General features: G+C 43.3%; 20 protein-coding genes. 10 read left to right on the forward strand and 10 right to left on the reverse strand.

What is annotated here, in order from left to right; all coding sequences use genetic code 11:
- Positions 1-189 precede the first annotated feature (189 nt).
- The 6 genes from IJ00_RS18190 to IJ00_RS18215 all read left to right on the forward strand — a co-directional run bounded on the left by IJ00_RS18190 (position 190) and on the right by IJ00_RS18215 (position 7575).
- On the forward strand, positions 190-549 hold the full coding sequence (locus tag IJ00_RS18190) for an NAD(P)H-quinone oxidoreductase subunit M (RefSeq protein ID WP_035155267.1): 360 nt from the start codon (positions 190-192) through the stop codon (positions 547-549).
- 50 nt (positions 550-599) lie between these two features.
- Positions 600-1952, forward strand: coding sequence for an esterase-like activity of phytase family protein (locus IJ00_RS18195; protein WP_035155269.1), 1353 nt, complete (start codon positions 600-602; stop codon positions 1950-1952).
- Between the two features lie 335 nt (positions 1953-2287).
- Entirely contained in the window at positions 2288-2494 is a 207-nt protein-coding gene (locus IJ00_RS18200; RefSeq protein ID WP_144416057.1) for a hypothetical protein, read from the forward strand.
- A 205-nt stretch (positions 2495-2699) separates the two neighbouring features.
- Positions 2700-5018, forward strand: a complete 2319-nt coding sequence (locus tag IJ00_RS18205) for a protein phosphatase 2C domain-containing protein (RefSeq protein ID WP_052754489.1) — start codon at positions 2700-2702, stop codon at positions 5016-5018.
- A 150-nt stretch (positions 5019-5168) separates the two neighbouring features.
- Positions 5169-6737 (forward strand): CHAT domain-containing protein, encoded by a 1569-nt coding sequence (locus IJ00_RS18210; protein WP_035155276.1) that lies wholly within the window; start codon positions 5169-5171, stop codon positions 6735-6737.
- Positions 6738-6954: 217 nt separating this feature from the next.
- A complete protein-coding gene (locus tag IJ00_RS18215) occupies positions 6955-7575 on the forward strand; it encodes a hypothetical protein (RefSeq protein WP_035155278.1) in 621 nt (206 codons plus the stop codon).
- Positions 7576-7911: 336 nt separating this feature from the next.
- Here IJ00_RS18215 and IJ00_RS18220 read toward each other — a convergent pair whose 3' ends face one another.
- The 9 genes from IJ00_RS18220 to IJ00_RS18260 all read right to left on the reverse strand — a co-directional run bounded on the left by IJ00_RS18220 (position 7912) and on the right by IJ00_RS18260 (position 20290).
- Positions 7912-9282: a PrsW family glutamic-type intramembrane protease gene (locus IJ00_RS18220; RefSeq protein ID WP_035155280.1), complete on the reverse strand. Its 1371-nt coding sequence runs from the start codon at positions 9280-9282 to the stop codon at positions 7912-7914.
- A gap of 177 nt (positions 9283-9459) precedes the next feature.
- Positions 9460-9921, reverse strand: a complete 462-nt coding sequence (locus IJ00_RS18225; protein ID WP_035155282.1) for a nitrate reductase associated protein — start codon at positions 9919-9921, stop codon at positions 9460-9462.
- Positions 9922-10003: 82 nt separating this feature from the next.
- Positions 10004-10459: a phosphate-starvation-inducible PsiE family protein gene (locus tag IJ00_RS18230; protein ID WP_035155284.1), complete on the reverse strand. Its 456-nt coding sequence runs from the start codon at positions 10457-10459 to the stop codon at positions 10004-10006.
- 290 nt (positions 10460-10749) lie between these two features.
- Positions 10750-12924 (reverse strand): molybdopterin oxidoreductase family protein, encoded by a 2175-nt coding sequence (locus tag IJ00_RS18235; protein ID WP_035159262.1) that lies wholly within the window; start codon positions 12922-12924, stop codon positions 10750-10752.
- A gap of 171 nt (positions 12925-13095) precedes the next feature.
- Positions 13096-13944: a nitrate ABC transporter ATP-binding protein gene (locus IJ00_RS18240; RefSeq protein ID WP_035155286.1), complete on the reverse strand. Its 849-nt coding sequence runs from the start codon at positions 13942-13944 to the stop codon at positions 13096-13098.
- Positions 13945-13995: 51 nt separating this feature from the next.
- Positions 13996-15975, reverse strand: coding sequence for a nitrate ABC transporter ATP-binding protein (locus IJ00_RS18245; RefSeq protein WP_035155288.1), 1980 nt, complete (start codon positions 15973-15975; stop codon positions 13996-13998).
- A 186-nt stretch (positions 15976-16161) separates the two neighbouring features.
- Positions 16162-17004: a nitrate ABC transporter permease gene (gene ntrB / locus IJ00_RS18250; RefSeq protein WP_035155289.1), complete on the reverse strand. Its 843-nt coding sequence runs from the start codon at positions 17002-17004 to the stop codon at positions 16162-16164.
- Positions 17005-17374: 370 nt separating this feature from the next.
- Entirely contained in the window at positions 17375-18703 is a 1329-nt protein-coding gene (locus IJ00_RS18255; protein ID WP_035155290.1) for a CmpA/NrtA family ABC transporter substrate-binding protein, read from the reverse strand.
- A 36-nt stretch (positions 18704-18739) separates the two neighbouring features.
- Complete coding sequence (locus IJ00_RS18260; RefSeq protein ID WP_035155292.1) at positions 18740-20290, reverse strand: ferredoxin--nitrite reductase; 1551 nt, start codon at positions 20288-20290, stop codon at positions 18740-18742.
- A 370-nt stretch (positions 20291-20660) separates the two neighbouring features.
- Between IJ00_RS18260 and IJ00_RS18265 the strand changes: the two genes are divergently transcribed.
- The 4 genes from IJ00_RS18265 (at position 20661) to IJ00_RS18280 (ending at position 25181) form a co-directional block, all read left to right on the forward strand.
- The gene (locus IJ00_RS18265; RefSeq protein WP_035155293.1) at positions 20661-21107 is read left to right on the forward strand and encodes a ubiquinol-cytochrome c reductase iron-sulfur subunit; all 447 of its coding nucleotides are present in this window, start codon (positions 20661-20663) and stop codon (positions 21105-21107) included.
- Between the two features lie 521 nt (positions 21108-21628).
- A complete protein-coding gene (locus tag IJ00_RS18270; RefSeq protein ID WP_035155303.1) occupies positions 21629-22927 on the forward strand; it encodes a HEAT repeat domain-containing protein in 1299 nt (432 codons plus the stop codon).
- Positions 22928-23068: 141 nt separating this feature from the next.
- Positions 23069-24019, forward strand: coding sequence for a LysR family transcriptional regulator (locus IJ00_RS18275; RefSeq protein ID WP_035155305.1), 951 nt, complete (start codon positions 23069-23071; stop codon positions 24017-24019).
- A 115-nt stretch (positions 24020-24134) separates the two neighbouring features.
- Positions 24135-25181, forward strand: a complete 1047-nt coding sequence (locus IJ00_RS18280) for an anthranilate phosphoribosyltransferase family protein (protein ID WP_035155307.1) — start codon at positions 24135-24137, stop codon at positions 25179-25181.
- Between the two features lie 10 nt (positions 25182-25191).
- On the opposite strand, the gene IJ00_RS18285 is transcribed toward IJ00_RS18280, so the two are convergent.
- On the reverse strand, positions 25192-26091 hold the full coding sequence (locus tag IJ00_RS18285; RefSeq protein ID WP_035155309.1) for an MBL fold metallo-hydrolase: 900 nt from the start codon (positions 26089-26091) through the stop codon (positions 25192-25194).
- Positions 26092-26100: the final 9 nt, after the last annotated feature.

The following is a 26100-nucleotide window of genomic DNA, read 5'->3' on the forward strand; positions in this document are numbered from 1 at the left end:
TTTTTTTTGCAAAACCCTTACCCTTTTTTAAGCTCTGGCTATAGGCTGCCATTTTATCGGTAGAGGGTACTGCTATTGGTGAACTTTGTTCCAGGCAATTGCCCCAATAATTGAGAAATGTCACGTCTGTGGGAGGATTCCGTCTACAATAATTGTCAGTGTGAATCACCCAACTCTGACAACCCTTCTATGGACAATACAACATTACTTAAGTCCACAACCCGCCATATCCGTATTTTCGCAGCGGAAATAGACAAAGATGGCGAATTGGTGCCCAACAATCAAGTCTTGACCTTGGACATTGACCCAGACAACGAATTTAACTGGAATGAAGATGCTTTACAAAGTGTTTATCGGAAATTCGATGAACTAGTAGAAGCTTCCAGTGGGGTAGATTTGACAGATTACAACCTGCGGCGGATTGGTTCTGATTTAGAGCATTATGTGCGATCGCTCCTGCAAAAAGGCGAAATCAGCTATAACCTCTTATCCCGTGTCAATAATTACAGTATGGGACTGCCCCGCATTGGTACAGAAGCTAATTCCTAGGAACCCAGACTTGACGCTTAACTAGCTCATAATTTCCCCTGCCCAGCAACATGAAATTTTTGGCTGCTAGAATCATTCTTACGCTTGCTATCCCCTGCTTGTTATTTTCCCCCTCCCTAGCTGCCGAAACCGTCCAACTCCTAGGACGTGCCATTTTACCAGCAGATACCTTTGCCCCAGGGGCAACATCGGGTCAATTAAAAAAAACTAACCGTACCACACCCTTTAGGCATTCCCAACCAGTACAGGGATTTTCATCGGTAATTCCTGGACCGAAGGTAGGTACGTATTTGGTCGTTTCCGATAACGGTTTTGGAGCTAAGGCAAATTCCCCAGATTATGTACTGCGTATTTATGCGGTAGAGCCAGACTTTACTACAGGTCGTGTTTTTCCTGTCAATTTGCAAACAGGTGAGCGTCTGAGCAGTTTCAATCGTCAAAGCTTTCTGGAACTCAATGACAAAAAAGGTTTGGTAAAATTTCCCCTCATTGCCGAACAAGCTGTTTACCCCACAAGCAATATTCCTGTAAGTGACAAAATTCAAAGTCAGCGATTACTTACTGGTGGTGATTTTGATATTGAATCCTTCCGTCGTGACAGTGATGGTACGTACTGGCTAGGGGATGAATTTGGTCCCTACCTACTGCATATCGGTAGTCAGGGTGAACTACTCGACTCGCCAATTTCTTTGCCTAACTTGGGGAAAATTGGCGGGTTAAATTTGATAAAATCTCCCGATCATCCAGATTTTGCTTCCCTTTCTAGCCAGGAAGAGAGACTGCAAGCAGCTAACCTGAGGGGTTCCAGTGGCTTTGAAGGATTAGCTATTAACCCTAGGGGGGATAAACTCTATGCGATGCTAGAAGGAGTAATTAAGGGGGATTCCCTACCGCGACGACTCTTAATTCATGAGTTTGATTTAGCCAGTAAAAAATACACAGGCAAAGTTTTCTCCTATCGCTTAGAATCTTCGCACCATGCGATTGGTGAGTTAACTGCGATTAACGATCATGAATTCATTGTGATTGAGCGAGACAATCGCCAAGGCGATCGCCGTCAACCTGGTTTTGCCAATCCTGCACAATTCAAGCGACTTTATCTGATTAATCTCCAAAAAACCGATCATCAGGGATTTGTGGAGAAAAAACTTTTAGTAGATTTGTTAAAAATTGCTGACCCCCAGGGAATCGCGGGCAAAGATGCTTATCATGGTATCTTCACATTTCCCTTTGTCACCATTGAAAATGTTTTACCCCTAGATGCCAAAACACTATTAGTGATTAATGATAATAATTACGCTGATAGCCAAGGGCGATCGCCAAAACAGTCAGATAACACAGAGTTTATCCTACTCCGCCTAGGGCAGTCGTTAAATTTAGACCCATCCCTATATGTCAGGTAAAATCCCTGAATGCTCAGGAAATATTGGGGGAAAGGAAGACTTGCAAGTTTGCTTCTGGATTTTCCCACGATTGCCAGAATTCATGTTTAGGAATGCTCTACCCCATCTTCTGATTAAATATGTTAAATTTCCGATCTGAATCGGGCTAGGGAGTAATAAACTGAAAATCTCAGAATTATCTTTTCATCTTCAGGATGCCACAGCCAACTAGTACTACTTTGTGTCAGTTGAGATTTCATTGCCCAGGGTTACAAAAACTTCATAGGATGAGCTTTGTCACTATTGTTTATCCTGGCTGTGTTGACAGCATTATGGACTCATTCAACACAAACACCATGTTGAAGACCTTCCGGACACAGGTTAACAAAGTTTTTAGATATGATGATTTTTGGCATACTCCCCTAGGCAGAATCAGAAAATTGATGCAAAATTTATCCGTAAACTGGCATCATCAACAAGTAGTTAACGGGAAAACCCTATTTCCAGTTGTTTACAATTCAGGAGATAATTTTGTCAGATGGGAACTTAGTATTGCTTACTAGCTAGCTGCGGATATATCAATACTCAATAGAATTCTTGCAGAAGTCGTGAAAAGGGGTGTTTCAATCTTGAACTTTGAACTCTTGAGCATTCCCTACCATCAACCAAAATCTATTTTTGCAAGAGGTCTAATCTATAAAATTGGCGGTAACGGTTGCCGCTACTATTCACTTAAAAAAATTGCCAACACTGATCGGTGGGAAAATTATGGAAAATGATGCGGCAATACTCGACTGCCCTAATGAACTCTGTCAAGCTCCCAATAACCTTACCGACAAGTATTGCAAGCAATGTGGCACATTTTTACCGAAACGTTTTCTCTGGGTTGCGGGAGAAGTCAAATATTTAGGTAAACCCGGAGAAATTATCGGCGATCGCTATTTAATTATCAAAGACTCAATATTATTTGATACGAAGCCGGGAACCGTTCCCAATGCACCAGAACCATCAAATATTCAGGCAATTCGCCCTTATCTCCGGTTGATTCCCTACCGACTAAACGCGCCTCAAGTGTATGGAATTTTACCAATAAGTCAGGGTAATAGTACTCAAGAAATTTTACTTTTAGAAAAACCTCCCCTAGTGGTCAATAGTAATTCCCAACTAGAGGTGAGTCTATGTCCCAGTCTCGATAAAGCTTGGAGCCAAGCCACATCGCTGCGCCAGTTAAATTGGTTATGGCAAATAGCCCAGTTATGGCAACCCCTAGCAACGGAAGGAGTCGCCTCAACTCTCTTAAATTGGCAGCTACTACGGACAGAAGGCTCCTTAGTCAAGTTACTAGAACTACAAGCAGATAGACAGCCCGGTTTGACATTAAAGGATTTAGGAGCATTTTGGCTACAATTACAGGCAAATAGCCAACCCGCGATCGCCGAATTTTTACTCCAGGTGTGTAACTTACTTCAAGAAGGCAAAATACACGCCGCCGAACAGTTAGTGAGTGTGTTAGACCAGGGTTTAGCAGAACTGGGCAGGGGTAAGGGTGAAAATGGCAAATCCCCCACATCCACCGCGATCGCCATTGCGACCAAAAGTGATACAGGTCCCAGTCGTCAGCGCAATGAAGATGCCTGTTATCCCCCCAGTGGTTCCCACGTCACTAAACCCCCCGAAAATTCTGCCCTGGCGATCGTCTGTGATGGTATTGGCGGTCACGAAGGAGGTAACGTCGCCTCAAATTTAGCCATTGAGACTATTCAGCAGCAAATACAACAACTGACTCAAGTCCCCTCCGACCATATCAACCCGACAACCTTCCTAGAAGACTTACAGCGAGCCGCCGCCAGCGCTAACGACAAAATCAGTCAACGCAACGACAGCGAAAGCCGACAAGGACGACAACGCATGGGAACAACCCTAGTCATGGCTTTACCCGTTGCCCACGAAATGTATATTGCCCATGTCGGTGATAGTCGAGCTTACTGGATTACCCGTCAAGGCTGTTATCAAGTCACCTTAGATGATGATGTGGCTTCGCGGGAAGTTCGTCTGGGCTATGCCATCTATCGTGATGCCGTTCTCCAAGGCTCCTCAGGCTCCCTTGTTCAAGCTTTAGGTATGGGTTCGAGTAATTCTCTCCATCCCACCGCCGAGCGCTATATCTTAGACGAAGACAGCATATTTTTACTCTGCTCCGATGGCTTAAGTGATTTTGACCGGGTAGAGCAACACTGGGAAACAGAAATCCTGCCGATTTTGGCTGGGGATACCGATGTGGTAACGGCTACAGACAAGTTGGTGGAAATTGCTAATACCCAAAATGGGCATGATAACGTCACCATTGCCCTGATGTATTATCAAATTCGCTTTCAAGAGCCAGAAACACCAATCAAAGTCGGTTCTGTAGAGCCGTTAGTCATTCCCGAAGTCAAGTATGAAGTTAATACAGCCTTACCCCAACAAGCTCCTGCTGTCACCACCCAAAGAACACAAGTAGTCCCAGATACGATTACAAAACGGCGATCGCCAGTTCCCCTACAGCTAGTGGTTCTTGCCTTTCTCTTCGTTGCCGGAGCCACAATCGGGATTATTTGGCGAATTTATAACCAGCAAAACTCGAATAATAATAATCCTCCCCCCACTCCCACCTTACCTGGTGTCTCCTCTGACCCGACTTCTACTATTTCCGCTTCTCCCCTAGCCACCAATAATGGTTCTGCTTTGCCAACTCGCATCCCCCTGAAACCAGGAGTTATCATCACCACTACTGATTTAGGTATTGGATTTCAAAGAGTCCAAAGTCTTGAATCTCTCCCTCAGAAGAGTCTTCCTGAAATACCCATTCCTACTGGCAGTAAATTACAAGTAATTAACCCCCCAGCCAAAGATGCTCGACCAGAAGAGGAAGATATGGTGCAGTTGAAGGTCTGTAGTATTCCTCCATCCTCACCAACATCATTACTTCGCAAGGGAGATATTGGTTGGGTAAGCTTTGCCCAAATTAAGAAAAAAATTGCTGTTGAATCCTCCCCTCCTGGTGGACAGACTCCAGAGAAACCAGACCCATGCTTGGGAAATGGTTGAATAGTCAGAATCAGGGTACAAAACTCGATAGACTAATAACAGCCTATAATTTTACAGGTGATTAAATACAAAATAATTTTGGTATAACTGTTTGCCAGAAAAAATTGTTATTTTAAATAATTTGAATTTACGCATTAGATTAACGAATCCATGCCATCCCTGAACCTGGCGATCGCCCGTCTCGAAAATACAGGCACTCATAGTTTCGCCATTTGGGTGGTGAATGCTCCCTATCCCAGTGGTTATGTACTGCGTGACTGTGTATGGTCAAATGAACTCTCCCAAGTGTGGCAAGATTGGCGACAGTTTTTTGCCCCGAATATGGATATTGCTCCAGGAATTACCCTGGCACCATCTGATCCAACTCCCATGCTGGAAGTTCCTTCCCCATCCTTTGGGCAAGTCAGTCGCGGTAGTCGTTTAATGCAACTCCTGGGTATTAATCTCTGGCGTTGGGTCTTTGATGGCAATATTCTCAATAGTGTGGAACGCAGTCAAGGTATGGCAATGGGACAGCATACCCGTTTGCATCTGCGCTTAGAAATTCGTGACCCCAGTCTTACCGCTTTACCCTGGGAAATTATGCAACGGGAAGCTGGACAGCCAGCAATTTCCCTCGGACAAAATTTCCTATTCAGTCGTACTACCTGCGAAGTTGAACCCCTACCCTATTTACGAGCAGATCCAGCCTTAAATATTCTCTTGGTATTGGGAGAAGACAACAAGCTGCAATTAGACCAAGAAGCAAAAATCCTGGAACAAACCCTAGCTAATGGAAATTCCCTAGGTAATTTTGTCCCTGGTTATGCTCCTTGTTTAGTTCATACTTTGGTACAACCCACTACCCAGGAACTAATTCAAGCTCTGGAAACTAAAGCCTATAATGTCCTATTTTATGCTGGTCATGGGGAACCAGGACCCGATGGTGGTTTTCTGCGTCTGTCTCCCCAAACCAAGCTGAATGGTATGGAATTAGCCCATGTTTTGACCCAAAATGGTGTCAAACTAGCCGTATTTAATGCCTGTTGGTTAGCTCAACCCGCAACGGTGAATGGACAAGTCATCCCTTCTAGTAGCTTGGCTGAAGTCTTAATTCGTCATGGAGTTCCTGCGGTTTTGGGAATGCGTGACGAAATTGGAGACGAGGAAAGTCTGACCTTTATTCATAGCTTTGCCCAAAGTTTGCGATCGCGCAAAACAATCGATGCTGCTGTGGCGGAAGCCAGACAACAATTACTGACTGTTTACCGCTTTAATCAACCAGCTTGGACATTACCCGTCCTTTACTTGCATCCCCAATTTGAAGGTGAACTCATCCGTAGCTATGATGAGGGAGTAACGGAATTACCACCAGATACTACTATCCCTAACGTGGCATCTCTATTGCCCGTCGCCCGCTTAAAATCGCCGGAAGTCACCTACACCTTACAAATCGGAGTCACCCGCATCGGTCGTACTGTTGATAATGATATTGTCATTCCGGAACCCTCTGTTTCCAAACATCATGCCGAAATCCTTTGTCGCAATACCTTCACCGGAGCAACTCCTGTGCGAAACTATTACCTCAACGAGATGTCAACCTACGGCACCACATGGATTCTTGGGACTAATGGCTGGCAACAAATCCATCGCCAGGAAGTGTTTTTAGAGCCAGGAATGCAGATAAAGTTTGGTAGTAGTCGAAGCCAACCCTGGGAATTTGTTCTGGAAGAGGCTTGAAATTTACCCTAGTTAAAGCGATAACTAAAATAATTTACTCCTGAAACTTCCTGTTTCATAGCCGAGAAGTGAGAGATTATTTGTAATACAAAATTATAGACAATCGAGTCAATAGAAAAATCCAATTCTGATTTGCGGAAACGGGGTGAAGCAAGGTGTAGCTCTGAATACAGCCAAAGAAACCAAATAAACAAATACAAATTATCGGGAGGCGAAAATGGCTAATCAAGTAAATGGTATGCAAGTAAATGACATCGACATCGAATTTCTCGAAGCACTATTGCAACCAGAGGATGCAGCCTATCCTTGGAATACCTCCGATCCAGTTAATGAAGAGTATTTCCTCCAAGTTGAAGCTGATTCTTGTCTCCAAGATGTCCTAGAAGAAGAAGCTACCGAACGATCGCTGCTTTTCTTTAATCAGCTAGATAACCTCTGGTCATCGTATTACAATGATACTACAGAAGTATCTCTTGTCAATCAGGTTCAAGAAAATTTACAAACCATGTTGGCAGCAGCAGTACCCCAAGAGTGGTTACAGGCGATCGCTCATAAAGCCGTCAATATCTTTAAATCTCAGCAATCCTTCAGCGAGCAGTTAGTGGAATGCGTACAATCTGTATTGCCAATGTGGGAAAGTGATGATTTATCTGTGTTTGCTCGTCCCCTTGCCTACGCAATGCGTAGCAGTGATTCCCAAAGTAATGTCGAATCCTTGCTAAATAACGTTAAGGAAACCGAGTGGACAAAACTTTCCGAAATTGAACAAGCAAGAGTCAGTATGGCGATCGCCTACTATACCCTCAGACAGCTAAACAATTCTGCAACTGAAAAGTAACGACTTCGCCTCTGTTATAAAGTATTGTCAGATGATTTGTCGGCGAGATTGCTTTCCTGTCAACAGACATATCAAAGCCGGAAACAATCTATCTTTAGTTACGAGAATGCCAGTTTCACCTTCTAATGTATTTGATGCAGCAAATAGCACCATCTACCAAAAGGAAGAAAAGTCCTCAGATTTGATTAATCCAGTGACTTGTAGGCAAAGTTTTTATCTATATACCATGTCCAATTTCCACCCTGACAGAAAAAATTGCTAATGGCTAATTGTTAACCAATGATTATCAATCAGCTATTAGTAATCTCAAATCTTCAACGATCGCCTGCAAAAGTTTTATTTCGGACCTAGAAAACGAGTGGCGAAATTTTGCGATCGCGTGGGTGAAAGTGCCCTAGCTTTCAATATCGCTGCCATCAGGAAAGCATAGGACAAAACTCCAACAATCACCAATAACAGACCATTCAACAGAGAGCCGGTGGCGTTCCAAAGAGCATGAAGCCCAGATGATGTCAAGTAGCCAACCAGTAGAATTTGCCAACTTTTACTAGGTTTGAGAACTGCCAATCCGATAAAGTATCCCAAATAGCCACTGTACGCCATATGTCCAGCGACAGAGCCAAGAATTCTCGGTATCAGCAATTGCAAACCAACTAATTGACCGCTATTCACCCCCGCCTGTTGAGCAACTGTTTGTGTAATTTGGGGTACATACTGACCTAGGGTTTCCAACAGGGTAAAACCCACTGCGGAAGCCGTACCCAAAAGAATCCCATCCAAAGGTTCCCACACACCAATTTTTTCTCGCCATGGTGTCGGCAGGTTTTTACCAATGGCATAGGCAATAATCACCGGGAGTGCTTTCAGCAATTCTTCCATGAGTCCTGCTCCAAAGAACATCCGAATCAACATTTCTGTGAAACTGATAGATTCTTGGTTAGAAGGTAAGCTTCCCGGTAACAGATTACGGAAAACGTAGATGAATAAGTCCAGTACAGGACTCAACAAAATTAAACTTGTAGCAACAACTGACCCAAACAACACCCACCAAGGTTTGGCTTTCCCACACAATTGGTAGATAAAGTAATAAGCAGCAAAGGCGATATAGGTAGCTACTATTACTTGATTGGCTTGGGGTCTGCCAACGGTAGCAAACATTAATACTACAAAGACTACAGTCAGAATACCAGGAATCAGATAAGCCTTACGGGTTAAATCTTTACCCGTGGAGATAATTGGAAATAGCTGTGTAAAACTTACGGAGTCTGGTAGGTTTGGTGACTGATAATTAGCCCCAGGCAAAGCTGAACCCACGGGAGGGTTGAGGACAGTTGCTTGGTGATTAACTTCGTACTCAAAGAGAAATTCTGGACCGTCTGCACCCAAAGAAATGCGATCGCCTGCGACTAACTCCTGACAACTTTGTAACCTTTGTCCATTTAAATATGTGCCATTTGCGCTATTTAAATCACAAATCACCCAACTGGATTCACTTTCGACTATCCCTGATATGGGACGAACTACCGCATGACGACGAGAGACCATCCGATACATCATGGGGTCTAAGACAACTTGACAGCTGGGGTCACGTCCAATTACTACTTCTTTACTGGAGAACAGCGTATGACGGGAATCCCCGTGAAATGCCGTTCCATTACCAGACACTAGCCGCAAATAGGCATTCTGTCTTTTGTTATTGCCGGTCATCGAGTTGCAGGGTATTGCTAAACGATTGCTGAAATGTATCTGGCAGTAGGACTAAAACCCTAGCCATATCCACAACAGGATTGCTAAATACAATATAGCTTCACTGCTTCCCAAGAGATGATAAAATTACCAAAATCAAAGGGATGAAAGCTAAACTGTAAGCTCTATAAGCTTCTGTTAATCATGGGAACTGAGATTAAATTCGGCGATCGCCCTAGGAAAATTCCGATTTTCATGTCCGGAGCGACTTAATTTAATTAAAGCAAAACGTTGCAGGGGGGAAAGTTGCTGCCATTGGGTACTGCTGATAGTGACTCCGAATTCACCTGCTTGAGTTTGAACGGTTTCTGGTATGTTATGGGCATCCATCCAAGGTGGTTTGGGGTCAATTGCCAATTCTCCCACAGCTTTACCTGTACGCTGTAAAATCAAATCTTGGATATGTTGGCGATAAATAAGTACTTCTCTATCCGTGGTACAGGGTAATTCTACAAGTTGCTCCCGCTCTGTCTGAGTTAGTTGGTTCCAGTCTGAGAGTTTCAGCTTAATTCCACAGGTATCTAGATGACAGCGCACCTGCATAGGAATGCATCGTAGGGAGTCAATAAAATCTGCTTCAAATTGAAAAAATTCTGCCATAGTTGAAAAACTATCACAGCCAAGGGTGAACATTTATATGTTTGGATATATTGTCCCATTATTGGCTGTTTTGTTACCGAAATTAATGGTATTTTGCCCCATTATTACGAATAATTAGATAACTAATAGAAAGTGCCAAAACTGCAATCCCTAAGCCAATAATATCTATACCTGTAACTTTTTCCAAATCCAGAATAATAATTTTCCGAGCAACGGCAATTAGAGAAGTGACAATAACTAGTTCTACCTGAAGGACGTGTTTTTTCAAGTAACCAGTAATATTTTCCAGGATTTCCAGGGCAATTAAAATATTTAAGAATAAGCCAAATATTTTGAATAGGGTTTTATTAAAAGAGCCGTAGGGAGTAGTAAATAATTCACGGAACAGAAACACACATAAATCTGCGATCGCCACAAAAATTACTATCAACATTAAGACAGCAAGAACTTTAGAGACTACCACCTCAATATTTTCAATGAGGTGCATAAAATTCTCGTCTTTACCGGTTTCTCTGAATTGTTTAAATAGTCTCCGCATCCCTTGCCTCAATGTATAGCCTAAAAAGTAAATACTGAAGACCAGCACAGACCAATTTTCAGAGTAAACTCTGGGCTGTAATGGTGAATGTGTTCCATCAGACTGATGTCAGCAAGAACAGAAAATCCCCTATTCCTGCTACCATCGGCTTTTCCAAGGTGACTTGATGAGTCACTGGATAGGTTGGAGGTAATTTTTACTTCAGTCTACCTTTATCGGTGACAAGGAAACAATTGTGATTTTTCTATTGATTACCGCGAGAGAAAATTATGATTGGGTATCACTGCCCATCATTTTGTGATATCCATTTCATACAGACGTTCCATCGGAATATCTCTACCTGAGGTTTGCGAAGAATTTAATGTTATGGGTAATACCTGTACAGCACAGGCTTTGAGTTCCGGTTGCTGGGAGTCTGGACAAGACTCTGCATGGGTTAGGGCATTTGCCTCGGCATTATCTGCCCAAATAAAACCCCAGTGCATAGGGATAAATAGAACACCAGGAGTAATTGCCGCAGTCACCTTAGCGATTAATTTGGCTTGACCACGACGCGATCGCATCTCTACCCAATCCCCATGATTGATTCCTAACTTTTTGGCATCACGGGGATGAATTTCTAGAAAGGGTTCCGGGTGCATTTTTTGGATTTTATCAATTCTCCCGGTACGGGTGAGGGTGTGCCAATGCCCGTAGACGCGCCCCGTAGTTAAAATGAAGGGATAATCGGGGTCGGGTGGTTCTGCCAGTCCACGGGAGTGGTAAGCTGCAAATCTGGCTCGACCGTCGGGGGTATGGAACCGTAAATCTGTGTATAAACGTTGGGAATCGAGATGTTGACTTTGAGGATTAGACCATTGTTGGGGACTTTTGCTAAGTAATTCATGGCTGAACCCTGACATATCACAGGGACGCTTACTAGTTAATTGCACGAACTCTGCATAGACTTCTGCGGAATTGCGAAAAGCAAATTTTTCCTCAAAACCGAGTCTACGTCCCACCTCGGCGAAAATTTCCCAATCGGCTTTTGCTTCCCCTGGTGCATCACGAAAAGCAGGAGAAAGTGTCACCATCCGCTCAGAATTAGTCATCACCCCAGTTTTCTCACCCCATTGTGCCCCAGGTAGTAGGATATGGGCATAGGTTGACGTTTCCGTGGGATAGTAAGCATCTTGGTAAATTGTCAAGGGCGATCGCCCCAAAGCTGCCTTGGTTCTTTCCAAATCTGGCATACTGACAGCTGGGTTAGTCGCAGCAATCCATAATAAGCCGATGTTTCCCCGCTCTAACTCCGTAATCATCTCCCAAGCTGTTAAACCCGGTTCTGGAGAAATTTTTCCCGGTGGTAAACCCCAAAATGCCTCCACCTCGGCTCGATGTTGGGGATTTTTTACGGAGCGATAACCCGGTAATAAATGAGACAGCCCCCCAGCTTCCCTCCCTCCCATAGCATTCGGTTGTCCAGTTAAGGAAAAAGCACCTGCCCCCGGTTTACCGATTTGTCCTGTCATCAAATGCAGATTAATGATAGTTCTAACTTTGGCAGTTCCCTCGGTAGATTGATTTACCCCCATCGACCACAGAGACAAAACTCGTTGAGAATCTGCCCAATATCGAGCCGCCGTTTCCAAGTCTTCCTGGGAAATTCCGCAGCGTTGCGCTACTACCTGGGGAGAATAATGACGAATCACCTCTGCATAGGCAGAAAAATTACTGGTGCAATCATCAATAAACCCCATATCAATACATCCCCACCGTAGCAACAGATGGGCAATGCCATTTAACAAATCAATATCCGTACCTGGACGGATGGCTAAATGTAAATCTGCTACTTCCGCAGTGGGTGTACGTCGTGGGTCAACTACAATTAATTTGACGTGGGGATTTCTGCGGTGATATTTTTCTAAGCGATTAAAAATAATTGGGTGACATTCGGCAGTATTGGTACCAATTAAAAAAGCACAATCGGTAATTTCCAAGTCATCATAACAGCAAGGTGGACCATCAGCCCCGAAACTTTGAATATATCCCGACACAGCAGAAGACATACATAAACGGGAGTTAGCATCAAAATTATTTGTTCCCAGACAACCCTTAATCAATTTCTGGGCAATGTAATAATCTTCTGTTTGGAACTGACCGGAACCATACATACATATAGCTTGTGTTCCTTGCTGCTGAATTACCTGGTGAATACGCTGAACTATGAAATTCAATGCTTCATCCCAACTTACCTGCCGGAACTCTTGGTCAAGACTTTCCCGCATCATGGGATACAGTAGACGGTCTTTATCTAGGGACTCAGTAACCGTTGCTCCTTTGACACATACCATCCCCTGACTTGATGGGTGCGATTTGTCACCCCGTACTCGCCAAGTTCCTGTACCTGATTGTGCAGGGGGAGATACTTCCAAACCACAACCAACACCACAATAGGGACACACTGTTTTGGTAGATTCTGTCATGATGAATTGGGTGATGGGGGATGAGTAATGAGTAAGGAGTAGGAAGTAATGAGTAAGGAGTAGGGAGTGGGGAGTAATAAAGATAATCCCCATAAAGGACTTCCAGAAAATAAATTATCCAATTTACTCAGATTTGATTTTTCTGATACCCCTTGCTCCCCTACTTTCCCCTTAATCCTCTGGGTGAGCGCAGCGACGGTATAGAAAGTCGAGGGCGTAATTGCGTAGTTCGTAGTATTGACTGTCTTCCATGATACGACGACGGTTGCGGGGACGACTGAAGGGAATATCTAAAATTTCACCGATGTGGGCAGAGGGACCGTTAGTCATCATCACCAATCTATCGGCGAGGAAGAGAGCTTCATCAATATCGTGGGTAATCATTAATACGGTAACTTGATGCTCTCGCCAAATTTGCAGCAGTTCTTCTTGTAATTCTTCCTTGGTGATGGCATCCAGTGCGCCAAAGGGTTCATCGAGGATTAATACCTGGGGACGAATGGATAGAGCGCGGGCGATCGCTACCCGTTGTTTCATCCCTCCAGAAATCTGACTTGGCTTTTTATCCATTGCTTCCAAAAGCCCTACCATCCCCAAATTTTCCCGAACAATGGCGCGTTTTTCTGCTTCTGGTTTGCGGGGGAATACGGCATCGACGGCGGTATAAACGTTATCGAAGACACTCAACCAAGGCAGTAGGCAATAGTTCTGGAATACCATCATTCGGTCGGGTCCTGGTTCCGTGATGGGCTGCCCCTGGAGTAAAACAACACCATCTGTTGGTTTGTTAAAGCCAGAAACCATGTTGAGCAGGGTTGATTTGCCGCAACCAGAGTGACCGATCAGACAAACGAATTCTCCCTCACGAACTGTCAAGTTAACGCCATCAAGTACGGTATAGGGACCGTCTGCGGTGGGGTATACTTTGTTGACTCCTTCAATTACTAGAAAATTGTCTGATTTTTGGGGTGAGGGGTAGAAGGTTTGGCTGGTGGGGCTATTGCCATTCATTGTCTGCATGGTTTTGAGGGTAAGGGGTAAGGGGAAATTGTATGGGTTGAGGAACTGGAATTAGAAAAATACTTCTTCGACGCGGATTTGTCGCTTGATTTCTAGACTTTTCAAGTATTCCAGGGGTTCGGAGGGGTTAAAAGTTTTGCCGTCAAATAGGTGAATGGGGTTATCTTGTCCGATGTCCAGTAAGCCGAGACTACGAGCTGCTGCGCCAAAAATATCGGTGCGACAGACTCTTTCCATGACCTCTAGCCAGTTTTTCGGGAATGCAATTAAACCCCAACGAGCTAGCTGGGTGGTAATCCAGAGCATTTCTGTCCGGTCAGGATAATTAGTTTTATTGACATAGAACTGGTTATATGTATTGATTTGCGATAATTCCGTACCATCACCGCGATCGTAGGGGTCGATAAAACCGGGGCGAATATATTTGCTATCTATATTGAGGTATTCGGGACGGGCTAGGATTTCGGCAATTTCTCCCCGATTGCGGAAGTCATCGCAGTATTCGCAAGCTTCCAGAATGGCTGTAACTAAAGCCTGGTGGGTTTGCGGATATTGTTGTGCCCAATCTTCTCGAACACCTAGGACTTTTTTCGGTTGCCCTGACCAAATTTCTGGGGCGCTGGCGGCAACAAATCCGGCTTCTTGATCGATGCTGAGGTAATTCCAAGGTTCTCCACCACAAAAACCGTCAATTTTGCCCTGTTGCAGGTATTCACAGACCTGGGTGGGTGGAACTATGGTAAAGGCAATATCTTGGTCGGGGTTGATACCCGCAGTGGCTAGCCAGTAACGCAAAATCAGATTTTGCATCGATGCGGAGTCTACAACACCGAGGGTATAAATTTTATCAGGGGAGGCAGCGATCGCCTGTTTTAATGTCTCTAAACTTGTCACCCCTGCATGGTAAAGTTTTTTGCTAAAAATAATTGAGTTGGCGTTGCGGCAAAGGTTGAGGGCTGTAACTATGGGTACGGATGGTTTACCACCTGCTCCTAGGGTGAGGGTAATTGGCATACCTGCAACCATTTGGGCAGCATCTAACTTCCCGTTGGTAATATCTTCAGCAATTTCTGTCCAATTTTCAGCACGGGTAAGATTGACTGATTCTAAACCGTGTCTGGCAAAGAAACCCTTTTCCTGGGCAATAATTAGGGGTGCGGAATCGGTGAGGGGGACAAAAGCTAGATTGATATGGGTTTTTTCTAAGGTGCTGTTATTAACAGTTGCAGAGATGGGGGATTGACGTTTTTTAGCTTGTTTCTGCTGGTTGAGAAAGTAAATCATCTCATTGCGCAGCTCATAGTAGTTAGGATGCTTAACTACTTCTAAACGTTGTCGGGGACGGGGTATGGGTACGTCTATTATCTGCCCAATGTGCGCTTCTGGACCGTTGGTGAGCATAACAATGCGATCGCTCAACAATAATGCTTCGTCCACATCGTGAGTCACCATTACACAGGTAACTTCATGCTGGTTACAAATTTTCATTAACTGTTCTTGCAAACTGCCCCTAGTTAATGCATCTAGCGCGCCAAAGGGTTCATCGAGGAGTAATAATTTCGGACGTGTTGCCAAAGCGCGGGCGATCGCCACCCGTTGTTTCATTCCCCCGGATAATTCCCTTGGCAGTTTTTTGGCAGCGTTACGTAACCCTACCATATCAATATGTTGCTGAATAATTTCCTGGCGATCGCCCTTGGATTGATGCTGATACACTTCATCGACACTGAGGGCAATATTTTCCCAAACCGTTAACCAAGGTAAGAGGGAATAATTCTGAAATACTACCATTCGGTCAGGACCAGGTTCCCTAACTTCCCTTCCTTCCAAGGTGACACCACCGATACTAGCTTGATCTAAACCAGCAATAATATTCAGCAGGGTAGACTTACCACAACCAGAATGTCCAATCAGAGAAATAAATTCTCCCTTGCGGATTTTTAATTCAATATTTTTTAAAGCAATATATTTCCCACCATTGGGTAAGTTAAATATCCGGTCAACGTGGTCAACTTCAACAAAAGTTTTCATGGGTAAGTTTTCCTGGTGTGTCGAGATTGGAGATATGAAATTTTCCGACTCTGATGAAGTACAGAAGAACCCCTCCCCAACCCTCCCCGCTAGCAGGGAGGGTGCCCGATAGGGCGGGTGGGGTGTATTCTATATGATTGGGAAACGCTTTATGAGATTTTCCTAGTTCAAGAATCAAATTTGTAACTATTTTTGCTCTTCTGGGACAATTTTCCGGGAAACAAAACCTACCAATCTATCTAACATCAGACCCACCAGACCGACATATACTAAAGCCAGAATAATTTCACTCAAGTTGGTTTCTGTCGTTGTGTTATAAGCATCCCAAATAAAAGAACCAATACCCACACCTCCCACTAACATTTCTGCCGCAACAATTGCGAGCCAGGATAACCCAATGCCAATCCTTAAGCCAGTAAATATATAAGGAACAGTTGCCGGAAAGACAATCTTGTAAAAATACTTTAAACCCCGTAATTTCAAAACCTTAGCCACATTAATATAATCTTGGGGTATTTGTTGCACACCCACAGTTGTATTAATCAGAATGGGCCAAATTGAAGTGATGAAAATTACGAAAATCGCGGAAGGATTAGCTTGCTGAAATGCGGCGAGGGAAATGGGCAACCATGCTAAGGGTGGAACCGTACGCAAAACTTGGAATATGGGGTCTACAGCGTTATAGACAATGGGATTCACGCCTACAAGAATACCTAAAGTAATTCCCACAACTGCCGATAGAGAAAACCCTAAACCAACTCGACCTAAACTACTTAATATCTGCCACCCTAAACCTTTATCATTTTCTCCATTATCAAAAAAAGGATTAATTATAAAAGGATTCCAAGTTTCGCTAATTGTTTCAATTGGTCCTGGTAACTTAAAGCCAGGATTTAAACAAAGTAATTGCCAAACTAAGAGAAAAATTCCTAGGGCTACCAATGGTGGTATGACTTTTTTCGTCACAAAATTCGAGATATTCTTCCGAGCTTTATTTCTAATAGCACGACTCCCCAAGGTAGCAGCCATTTATGATTTTCTCCCCTCAAAATATTGGTAGTTATGATGAAAATTTTCGCATCGAGATAAGATTTCTAAATTATTTGTGAGTAATCATCTCTGCGATTTTTCAGATGTTGTTTGAGAATGGTCTTTCCTCTGTCATTTTGCTTCTGCGGTTTTCCCTAGGTTCTACGTACGATTTATCGCAGAGTTACATCCTGCTATACCCAAAACCCTAGATTCTTTCCTTCACTACAAGATACCTTCTCAAATCCAACATCTTCCCAGAGCATTCGAGGTTATACACACCGCGAATTGTCACAAATCAGATAGCATTGTTTGATTCTTGAGATGACAGTGAGATAAATACTTATCCCACTCGTCATAAATAATATATTTAAGCCTTCTTGATTTTCAAGCTATTTAAATACTCCTCTGGCTTTTCTGGGTCAAACTTGACACCATCAAAGAAAGTTTCCACACCACGAGAAGTTGTAGCAGGAATTTGAGTGGCTTCTACTCCCAGAGCTTTGGCTGCTTGTTTCCACAAATCTTCTTTATTTACCTGATCAACAATGTCCTTAACCTTAGTATCTTTTGGTAGGTAGCCCCAGCGTATTTCCTCGGTCATAAACCAGGTATCATGACTCTTATAAGGATAGGAAGCGTTATCAGCCCAGAATTTCATCCGATATTGATAGTCGCTAACATTCCGCCCATTACCGTAGTCAATATTACCTTTAGAACGTTCTAAGATATCAGTAACTGCCACATTGAAGTATTTGCGATCGCTACAAATCTTGCACATTTCTTCCTTGTTTTCGGCTTTGTCGCACCATTGCTGTGCTTCCATAATTGCCATTAACAGTGCTTGGGTAGCATTGGGGTTTTTATCTGCCCAATCTTTGCGCAGAGTAAAAGCTTTTTCGGGGTGGTTATTCCATAGTTCCCCGGTGACTAAAGCGGTATAACCTAACTTCTGACTGACTAACTGTGCATTCCAGGGTTCACCCACACAGAACGCATCTACAGTTCCCACCTTCATATTCGCAACCATTTGTGGTGGTGGTACTGGCTCTAATACGACATCTCCATCCGGGTTAATCCCACCTGCGGCTAACCAGTAACGCATCCATAAATCGTGGGTACCACCGGGGAATGTCATCCCAGCTTTCAACGACTTTTTATCAGCTTTGGCTTTATCTGCCGTGGCTTTCAGTTCTTTACTTTGTAAACCCAGTTTTAAATCTTGGAATTTATTCGCTACGGATATTGCTTGACCATTGGTATTTAACCGTGCCAATAAATACATCGGTACTTTATCATTAATGGTGATTAAATAGGGCATGGGGCTAAGGATATGAGCGCCATCAATCCCATCTCCAGCAGAGCCGATTTTCAAATTATCACGGGTGACAGCCCAGGATTTTTGTTTAACAATTTCCACATCTGTCATGCCATATTTGGCGAATAAGCCTTTTTCCTTGGCAATAATCAGGGGTGCAGCGTCAGTTAGGGGAATAAAACCTAATTTAACTTTGGTTGTCTCAACTTTGGGCGCATTTGCCGCAGTATTTGTATTTGATGCTGGGGTAGCACTACCCGGTGAGGGAGTATTATCGCCACTGGCGTTATTGCTGCTAGATGTACAACCGTGAATGATGATGGAACTAGTTGCGGCTGTACCTGCGAGGAAAATAAACTTTCTACGGGAGATATTGCTCATGAGGTAATAGGTAATAGGTAATAGAGAAGAGATTGCTTATTGTTTTGGTTTGGCACCAAAGTTTTGGATGAGTAAATCTTTAAGTACGGAGGGTAAGTCATCGCAGGGAATACCTTTTTTGACACAGGTTCCGAGTTTGGCTTCCTTACCAACTTTGCCACCCATGTAAATATCGACTCCTTCGACAACTTTGCCGTCTTTGCGGGTTTTGGTTCCCATTAAACCGATATCGGCAACTTGGGGTTGTCCGCAGGAGTTGGGGCAACCTGTCCAGTGAATCCGTACGGGGTTGGTAATATCTAATTCGGCTTCTAATGTTTGGATGGTGGCGATCGCGCGATTTTTGGTTTCAATCAGGGCAAAGTTACAAAATTGTGCTCCTGTACAAGAAACTAGCGATCGCGTTAATCCTGTACCGTTGACTGAAAATTTATTCAGTAATGGCTCAGTCAAAAATATATCTAGTCTGGAGTCGGGAATATTGGGAATAATCACGTTTTGCTCAACGGTAAAGCGAATTTCTCCACTGCCGTAAACCTCAGCTAAACGGGCTATTTCTAATAAGTCACTAGCATACAATCGCCCTACAGGAATTTGCAAGCCTACGTAGTTAAATCCTGGCTGTTTCTGCTTATACACTCCCACATGGTCGCGTTTTTCCCAATCGATTTCATCCTTGGGGGCAGCTGGGAGTAAGGTTTTACCGAGACGTTTTTCGATTTCAACTTTGAACTTCTCTAAACCCCACTCATCAATCAGCCACATCACGCGGGCTTTTTGGCGATTGGCACGCAAGCCATAATCTCGGTAGACTTCCAAGATGGCACGACATACAGCAACCACTTCATCGGGAGTCACCCATGCATTCAGAGGAATTGCCGCATCACAACGTTTTGCGGAGAAAAACCCTCCCACTAAGATGTTGAAGCCAAAACTGGTAGACTCACCCAAATTTTGCAACGCTGGTACAAATGCCAAATCGTTAATTTCAGCATGAACAGAGTTATCTCGCCCCCCGGTAATGGCAATATTGAATTTCCGTGGTAAGTTGCTAAATTCTGCATTACCTTCACCATGGTTGGTAATCATATCTTGAATTTGCTGTACCAACTCTCGTGTGTCGAACAGCTCATCTGCGTCCAATCCGGCTACGGGGTCGCCAGTAATATTACGGACATTATCCATCCCTGATTGCACACTGGTTAAGCCCACACCCTGGAACTTATCAAAAATTTCTGGCAAATCTTCAATGCGGATACCTCGTAATTGGATATTTTGTCGGGTGGTAATATCCGCGCTGCCATCATCTCCGTAACGCTGGAGAACTTCAGCTAAAACTCGCAGTTGCCGACTGTTTAAAATTCCATTTGGTGTCCGCATCCGCATCATAAACTTGCCTGGGGTAACTGGGCGGAAAAATACACCCAACCATTTCAGACGATGATCGCGATCGGTTTCATCCATTGCTTCCCAACCGAGGGCAGCAAATTTATTAATTTCTGTTTTAACAGCTAGTCCATCTTTCTCGGCTTTAAATTTCTCAAACTTATTCAAGCTAGCTGCGGCAATTGTCGCTAAGTCTGTCATGAGTTGACTCTCATTATTGTTTGGTATTTCCCAAAAAAAACAATGAATAAATGCGTTTATCTAGGGGTAAATTGGCATATTGAAAAATTACCCTCATCAAAATTAAATTTATAAGCAAGAATAATCTTGACTATCCAATTTCCGTATTTGCTTTGTCACAATTTACATAACTATAAATAAACTGCCCTCAGCCAACAAAACGTATACTTTGTTACGAAATATATGTACTTAAGCAAAAATCGCATATTAGACATGCGGTAAATGCATTAAAAATAATAAATATCAGTCTGAAATACTTGATTGCCAAAAATCACAGATAATTTGAGTGGCGCAGTTTAGTTACAATCTTCGATATTCTGGGAGTCAGAGAATGAATCGTCGTGAATTCATGACATTATTTGGTGTTGGTTGGGTAGCTAGTTCTTTACCAGTGGCGATCGCTGCTTGCAGTACGGAAAAAACTACCTCCACACCTTCACCAACTGCGAATGCTTCCGTGGCAAAAGCAGCTAGCTGGCAAAAAGTGACTACAACCGCAGAATTAGATAAAAAGGGGCAATTGCTTGTAGAAGAGTCTCCCGTGGGCAAAGTTCTAGTTGTTGGAACTTCCAAAAGTAAAAGTTTAATTGCAGTGAATCCCACCTGTACCCATGCAGGTTGTACTGTTGCTTGGAGTGATAAAGAAAAATTATTTGCTTGTCCTTGCCATGGTTCTGATTTTAAAAGTGATGGTACAGTAGCAGAAGGTCCAGCAACTAAACCAATTAAGACCTATCCTGTGAAAATAGAAGGCAGTGATGTTTTAGTTCAGGTTTAATTCACTCAGCAACAAGTTATCGATGTTTGCCTTAAATGTATTATTCAATCTAGGCAAAATCAAAATAAATTTATATTTAGGGTAGGCATTTTGTCTGCCCTTTCTAGACAAATAAAAACTGTCGATTTGAGATATTGCAGTGTCCATAAAAATTGCCTATCTAGAATACCCGCAGAACTTATACCGATTCAAAAAATGTTTACGATAGATATCCTACCCGCCCTATCGGACACCCTCGCCGATTTCGGGGAGTGCTGGGGAGGGGTTTTGTCCATGTGTCGTATTGTTTTTCAAATTGGTATTAGTTGCGACAAATAGGGGAAATTGGGCAACCCATCCCCGTACAATTATCACAATAGAATTAACAGAGTAATAGATTGTTTTCTAATCATCGCTATCATCTCAATGACAAAATTAATCAAAATCGAGGAAAATTAAGAATTTGGGATATTTATTATCTTCATCATTAATCCCAAGATTCCATAAAAATATCCACATATTGCAAAATAATTAGTTTTAGTGTGAAGAATATCAATCAAGTATTATCCCAAGCACAGCTAGCATATGATAATGAAAATTGGTCATTGTTAATTACCTGTTTGCAACAGTTAATCATTGAAGATAGTTTACAGAATTCAACGCTGAGAAATTATCAAGAAGAATTACTGAAATTAGCGATCGCCAGTTTGCAAGTGGGGGATTTTCAAGAACGTTGGGAAATTAGCAAAATCTTAAATCGTTTGGGGGCGATCGCCATTCCTCCATTACTAGAAATTCTCCAAAATCAAGAGGCAGAGGAAGAATTACGCTGGTACTGCATCAGAATACTCAGTAACTTTCAAGACGAGACAATTATCCCCGCCCTAGTAGAATTACTACAAAATAACCATCATGAAGAACTGCAATTAATGGCAGCCACAGCCCTCGGCAAAATGGGCGAAAAAGCTGTAAATACCTTATCTCAACTATTAGCAGCAGATAAAACCAAGATTTTCGCGGTACGTATTTTAGGGACAATTCCCCACCCCGCAATTATTGACAGCTTATTGACAGTTGTTAATGATACGGAAATTTCCGTGCGCAGGATGGCGATCGCTGCCTTGAGTAGTTTTCACGATCCTCGTATTCCACCAGTTTTGCTAACAGCATTAGATGATGTTGCGGCTGCCGTTCGCAAAGAGGCAGTATTAGGTTTAGGATTTCGCCCCGACTTACAGACAGAATTACAGTTAGTCGGCAAGCTACGGCAAAGATTAGAGGATAACAATCTGGATGTTTGCTGTGCTGCGGTGGTTGCCCTGTCACGGATGGGTGGGGATGTTGTACCTCCGTATTTATCCCAGGTGCTGATGTCTTCTACAGCCAATACCAAACTCCAGATAGAAGTGATTCGTGCCTTAAGTTGGATGGAAAATCAACTGGGCTTAGAGTTATTGAACCAGGCTTTTCACAATTTACAATCAGAAATTCTCTGGCAAGAAATTGTCACCGTACTTGGTCGCATTAGTCACCCCAATCTGAAAACCACTGCGACTCAAATGCTCTTAAAAATTCTCGATAGTCAACATCCAGCCCTAGGAATTTCCGCTATCAAACGGCAAATTGCCCTTTCCCTGGGACAATTAGGCAAAACAGAAGCCCTAGAACCACTGATTAACCTCCTGGCTGACTCAGATATATTTTTGAGATTACACGCGATCGCCGCTTTGAAAAACCTAGCCCCGGAAATTGCCCAAGCAAAACTTCAAGAAATGTCGAGCAACCCCCAACTTCCCCCAGACTTACAACAGGGGATATCCACCGCTTTAGCAGAGTGGTAGGAAAAGGTATTTTTGCTTCACCGTTATGCAGTCAACCATCAACTCTACACCTATCAAATTCCCATCACCCATTACCCAAGATGTATTAAATACGATAAATTTAGTTAAAGCCATTCAGTGTAATTCAGGCTACATAACAAAATGCGGCTAGAGCAGTTGCAAGCCTTTTTGGCGATCGCGGAGACTGGTAGTTTTCAAAGTGCAGCACGTCAATGTGGTGTGACTCAATCAACTATCAGTCGTCAAATTCAAGCATTAGAAGCCGACTTTGGGCTGGAATTATTTCACAGAAGCAGTCAGGCGAAATTAACCTTAGCGGGTGAACGTTTGTTACCCCGTGCGCGGAAAATTTGCCAAGAATGGCAAAATGCTACTCAGGAAATTTCCGATTTAGTATCTGGCAAACAGCCAGAGCTTTGTATTGCAGTCATTCACTCCCTTTGTGCTTATTACTTACCACCTGTATTACAAAAGTTCTGTCATGACTATCCTGAGGTGCAATTACGGGTGACATCTTTGGGTAGCGATCGCGCTCTCAAAGTCTTGAAAGATGGACTTGTAGACATGGCGATCGTCATGAATAACCGCTTTCTCACCACTGGCAAGGAAATGGTGGTGGAAGTTCTTTATGATGAACCGATAGAAATCCTCACTGCTGCCAATCATCCCCTAGCCCAGTCTGATTTCGTTTCTTGGCAAGATTTGGTTCGTTATCCCCAAGTTGTTTTTAAAGATGGTTATGGGATGCAACGCTTAGTACAAGAAAAATTTGAACGTTTAAATGCGACTCTACATATTGCCCTAGAAGTTAATACTTTAGATGCTTTTCGGGGAGTTGTTCGCCAAGGAGAGTTTGTGGCATTATTACCCTATTCTGCCCTTGTTGAAGCCCGACAAGACCCCACCCTCGCGGTTCGCTCCCTCAATCATCATTCCCACCCTAGTACAACAGATAACTCTGGTTTAACCCGACGGGTAGTCATGGTGACAACCCAAGACAGATTACAAATTCCCCCCATTCGGCATTTTTGGGAATTGGTAAAGGCAAATATTTCACCCCAAGGAAATGCCAAAGCCCTATCAGCTTCCTAAACAAAATAGCTATTCATCGGAAAATCCCATCACCCAGCATGAACACAACCTTTCCCTCCACCTTTTTCATGATATTTACCTTGTCCCGTTTTCAACTTAAAGGCTAGAGGGCAGAATGGAAACCAAAAACAAATTTCGGGATTTACTGAAAAAGGTAGGTAGTGGTAGTCACACATCGCAAAATCTCACCCGTGAGGAAGCTGCCACTGCAACGAAGATGATGTTACTGGGTGAAGCAACACCTGCTCAAATTGGGGCATTTTTAATCGCCCACCGCATTAAACGTCCCACTGGCGAAGAATTAGCGGGGATGTTGGATGCTTATGATGAGTTGGGGGTGAAAGCAAAATTACAAGCAATTGACTATTCTTCCCCCGTAGTGGTTTTGGGTATTCCCTACGATGGCAGAACCCGCACAGCCCCAGTTAGCCCAATTATTGCCTTACTCTTAGCGACAGTCGGGCAACCAGTGATTATGCATGGGGGCGATCGCCTGCCGACAAAATACGGTTTACCCCTAGTGGAAATCTGGCGCGATTTGGGAGTTGATTGGACAAAATTGACTATTTCCCAAACCCAAGCCGTCTTTGAAAATACTAGTATCGGTTTTGTTTATACCCCTCAACATTTTCCCCTAACTCAAAGTCTGTGGGAATACCGTGATCAATTGGGCAAACGTCCACCCCTGGCAACAATGGAATTAATTTGGTGTCCCTACAGTGGAGATGCTCACCAGATTGTCGGTTTTGTTCACCCACCCACGGAAGGAATGTTCCAATCCGCGCTACAACTCAAAGGAGTTAAGGAATTAACAACTGTTAAGGGGTTAGAAGGAAGTTGTGATTTGCCCCGCGATCGCACGGCGATTATTGGCTTAGGATTGCATCTAGAGCGCTTGCATCTGACTCCCCGCGATTTTGGTATCACTAACAAAAATGTCCCCCTTGAAAGTCAAAAACAACTGGCTACAGAGAATCAACTCATACTGCAAGGGATTTACACAGAACTCATGGACACAGTTTTGTGGAACGCTGGTTTTTATTTTTGGCGTGCCGGGATTTACCCTGATATTGCATCGGGTATAATTCAGAGTCTGGAATTACTCAACAGTGGTGCAGTTTTGCACACCTTGAAATCTTTGCAAAAGCAAGTCGATTCTTAGCTGTTACCTATTACCCCTGACTGATGATTAAATTTAACCCTTCATGGGCAACTAAAGTTTTAGGGAAAACTGCGGCAATTTTTTTTGTCAGTTCATCTAAAAATTCATCATCATCATCAGGGTGGTGGCAGGATATAACTAACTGCTTCACCTGGGCAATATTAGCTAAATCTACCGCCGCTTGGTACTGGGAATCTTCAGATGAGGAATACTGGCGAACTGGAGAAACGTAGGTAGAGTTCGCAATCAGCAAATCTGCACCTGCTGCTAATTGGCAAATCCCTGTCTTTTCTGACTCACTGAGTTCCTGATATAAATCTGTGATATAGGCAACACTATAATCTTGCCAACTAACTCGATAACCAACGGAGCGCTGGGTTTGATTGATTAGTGCTGTGGTGATGGTGATTTCATCTAATTTGATTTCTTGACCCGGCATTAAGTTATTAAACTCTAACTCTGCCTGCATCACTTGGAAAGGATAGGGGAAATGGGGAGACAGCATTTGATCACACAGACATTGCTTAATCGATGCGCTGTTTGTTGCTGCTGTACCGTAGATGTGTAGTTTGTTATCAGGAATAAAAGCAGGAGTAAAAAAGGGAAATCCCTGGATACGGTTGGCTTGAGAGTTAGTAAAAAACAAATAGGCTGATAAATTTTGCTCTAACTGTGACCAGTTTTTCCCTAAAATCCGTAAACCCGTACCACCATCAAAAATTAGGCGTTTTCCCCCGACTTGCATTTCCACACAGGGGGTATTACCTCCGTAGCGGTAGGTATTGCTGACTGAGGTGGAAATCAAACCTCTCACACCCCAGAATTGGACAAAAAATTGACCTGAAAGACTACGGGGTTGGGCAAGTTGATTTACGTAACTTTGGGGAGAAGACAGCTCAAAATTTGACATTTTTCTTAC

This window comes from Calothrix sp. 336/3 (assembly GCF_000734895.2).
Lineage (GTDB): Bacteria > Cyanobacteriota > Cyanobacteriia > Cyanobacteriales > Nostocaceae > 336-3.